General features: G+C 34.5%; 4 protein-coding genes. 2 read left to right on the forward strand and 2 right to left on the reverse strand.

Going from position 1 to position 2,849, the window contains the following annotated elements:
- The first annotated feature begins 806 nt into the window (after positions 1 to 806).
- Both repM and FTV25_RS15780 read left to right on the forward strand, forming a co-directional pair.
- Positions 807 to 1,790 carry a replication initiation protein RepM gene (gene repM, locus FTV25_RS15775; protein ID WP_004870947.1) on the forward strand — a complete coding sequence of 328 codons (984 nt, stop codon included), beginning with the start codon at positions 807 to 809 and terminating at the stop codon, positions 1,788 to 1,790.
- Positions 1,787 to 2,083: a hypothetical protein gene (locus FTV25_RS15780; protein WP_004870949.1), complete on the forward strand. Its 297-nt coding sequence runs from the start codon at positions 1,787 to 1,789 to the stop codon at positions 2,081 to 2,083. The genes repM and FTV25_RS15780 overlap by 4 nt, the downstream gene beginning before the upstream one ends.
- Here the strand turns inward: FTV25_RS15780 and FTV25_RS15785 are convergent.
- Positions 2,080 to 2,391: an HU family DNA-binding protein gene (locus FTV25_RS15785; protein ID WP_004870952.1), complete on the reverse strand. Its 312-nt coding sequence runs from the start codon at positions 2,389 to 2,391 to the stop codon at positions 2,080 to 2,082. The two genes, FTV25_RS15780 and FTV25_RS15785, sit on opposite strands and share 4 nt — an antisense overlap.
- 2 nt (positions 2,392 to 2,393) lie before the next feature.
- Complete coding sequence (locus FTV25_RS15790) at positions 2,394 to 2,681, reverse strand: mobilization protein (RefSeq protein ID WP_114676158.1); 288 nt, start codon at positions 2,679 to 2,681, stop codon at positions 2,394 to 2,396.
- Positions 2,682 to 2,849 lie beyond the last annotated feature (168 nt).

The raw sequence follows: 2,849 nt of genomic DNA on the forward strand, positions 1-2,849 counted from the left end.
TCACATGATCATTTTTTTGTTGAACAGTGTGAAATATCTGAAGAGTATTTAATTGAGTAAAATGACATTTTCAAATATATAGATTTATTAGTTCTACTAAAATTAACATAATACACCTTATACGAAATGCGTTATAATTATCTATAGAAATCAATGCTGTAGTTTCTAGTTTATAGCCCAATCACACCCGATTGGGCTTTTTTATGGATTTTTCACGTTCCACGCCTATTATTTAAGCAATGTTTCACAACTTTGGTTAGCTCCAGTAAATAATTAAAACCTAGATAATAAGAACCGAGCGAGTGTCTACGAGCGATTGAGCATCATCAAAATTTCGCCCTCGCCTTTTCTCTGATTACAAGCTCCCTTTCGATTTTAAACGGTAGCTACAGAGCATCCCGAATGGGTGCGAACTTTGGAGCTTTTGCTTTTCAAAAAGTATGAGCGAAGCGAATACATTACTAATGCTTTTGCTTTTAGATTTCACAAACATGATTAACTAAAAACTGCCCCGCGAAGCGAGGAACGAGCTTCAATAGAGTACGAGCTTTAGCGAGTACATAGGGCAGTTTTTAGCACTCCCCTCTTTTTAATAATTTTATAATTTTATAATTTTAGACCACTTATTCATATTAATAATCAATGACTTATATTGCTATATCTATACGTTTATGCAGTCTTATCTATACGTTTATGCAGTCTTATCTATACGTTTATGCAGTCTTATCTATACGTTTATGCAGTATTGCTATACATATTTAATCAATGTAATATAATTACAACTAAAAAGAATGTATGTATAAAAAATGGCAAATGATTTAGTTATTAAAAATAATGCGTTAATTGATGCAAGTTATACCTTGAGTCTAGTAGAGCAACGTTTAATAGGGTTAGCTTTAGTGAAAGCCAATAATCAGCATCAGGAAATCACCAGTGATACAGTTCTTACCATACATGCAGGGGAATATGCTGAACAATTCAAGGTTGATAGTTCAGTGGCTTATCGAGCATTAAAAGAAGCATCAGAACGGTTGTTTTTACGCTATTTCTCATACACCTTATATGGCTTGGAGTTTGGTAAGGAATACACCCTTAAACGTCCCAAAAAGCTAAGAGATTGCGATATACCAACCGTTATGAAATCACGATGGGTACAAAAGATCGGTTATACAGAATCAGAGGGGTTATTACACTTCCAACTTACCAGTGATGTTGTCCTATTGGTTGCTAATTCAAAAGAATATTTCACAAGCTATTACTTATCACAAACTACAGACTTTACCAGTACCTACGCTACTCGATTGTTTGAACTCCTCATGAAATGGAAAAATGTAGGACATATTCCATTTATTGAAATAGAACAATTACGAGGGCAATTAGGTGTAGAACCTAAGCAATATAAAATAATTTCTAACTTTAAGTTGCGAGTCCTAGATGTGGCTGTGGAGCAAGTGAATCAACATTCAGACTATACGATTAAATACGAGCAACATAAGCAAGGGCGGACAATTACAGGTTTTTCATTCAAATTTAAGCCTAAAGTAGATAAAATCTCAAAAAAAATAATATCCAAGCAAAATCGTAATAGCCCCGATTTTTTTATAAAATTGAGCGATCCACAACGCCACCTATTTGCCAATAAAATGTCTGAAATGCCCGAAATGAGCAAATACTCACAAGGTACGGAAAGCTTTCAGCAATTTGCTATTCGTATCGCTGACATGCTTTTAGAGCCTGAAAAGTTCAGAGAGCTTTATCCATGTTTAGAAAAAGCAGGGTTTCAAGCATGATGAAATTAACCAACCTATTAGAAGAATTTCACGGTACACAAGCTGAATACCTCGACATCATAAATTATGAAATTGCGAGGGAAAATATATGCGGTTATATCTTCCTATTATCCCGAATATCCCAAAATGCCGAACCAACCGAAAGAATGCAGCTGGAAAGCAAAATAGAGGACTTAATTTACTATCGGGATAATTTGCAGATCGAAGATAAAGAAAATATCCAAAAGGTCTTAAATGAGCTAATTCCAGAGTATAAAGCCGAACAAGAACAACAGAGAGCTAAGAAAAATTAGGCTTTCTTCTTAGCTTTACTTTTTTGCTTTGGCTTAACAATAAATTGCTCTCCCAAGGCCTTTCCTTGTTTAAAAGTGACGATTTCCTTAGCTTCAATTTTAAGTTTTTCGCCAGTTTTAGGATTATGCCCCATTCTTTCGGCACGCTGTTTTACTTCAAAAGTCCCAAAATCAACTAATCGGACATTTTTATCTTCAACTAGGGCTTCTGTAATGACTTCAAGAACAGAATTAAGCACAACTCTTGCTTCGTCTTGATTAATATTTAATTTAGGCGCTAATTTGGCAATTAAATCCGCTTTATTCATAATTAATTTTCCTCAATATTTGGTAAGTCAAAAAGCTGTCTATCTCTATTTTCAGTTAAATATTCATTAAGTTCCGTGAGTATTTTTTCTTTGTTAGCTTCATTACTTTGCATCTTTTTAATTAAATAAGAACCGAGCAAAATTTTACGCCGAGTATCATCCTTTCTTTCCTGCTCCTTTTTCTTGGTTTTTTCTCTTGCTTCGATAGCCTGTTTTTGAGCTTTTAACTGTTTCAGCTTCTCTAACTGGGCTTCAATTTTCTTTTCGATATTTTCAGCAGATTTTGTCATAACGGTTAAATTCGGGATATAGAAAACCACTCAAGCATAAGACCCTATGAATTGAAATTCAAGCGGGTAATATGCTATCGTGTTTTTCATGAAATGCGCACTTACGACTTGAATTTCATTCAAGTCAAAAGATGCGTAAGGGGGACACCCCTTAACCCCAAAAGCAAA

The sequence above is a fragment of the Acinetobacter sp. YH12249 genome (assembly GCF_013417475.1).
Lineage (GTDB): Bacteria > Pseudomonadota > Gammaproteobacteria > Pseudomonadales > Moraxellaceae > Acinetobacter.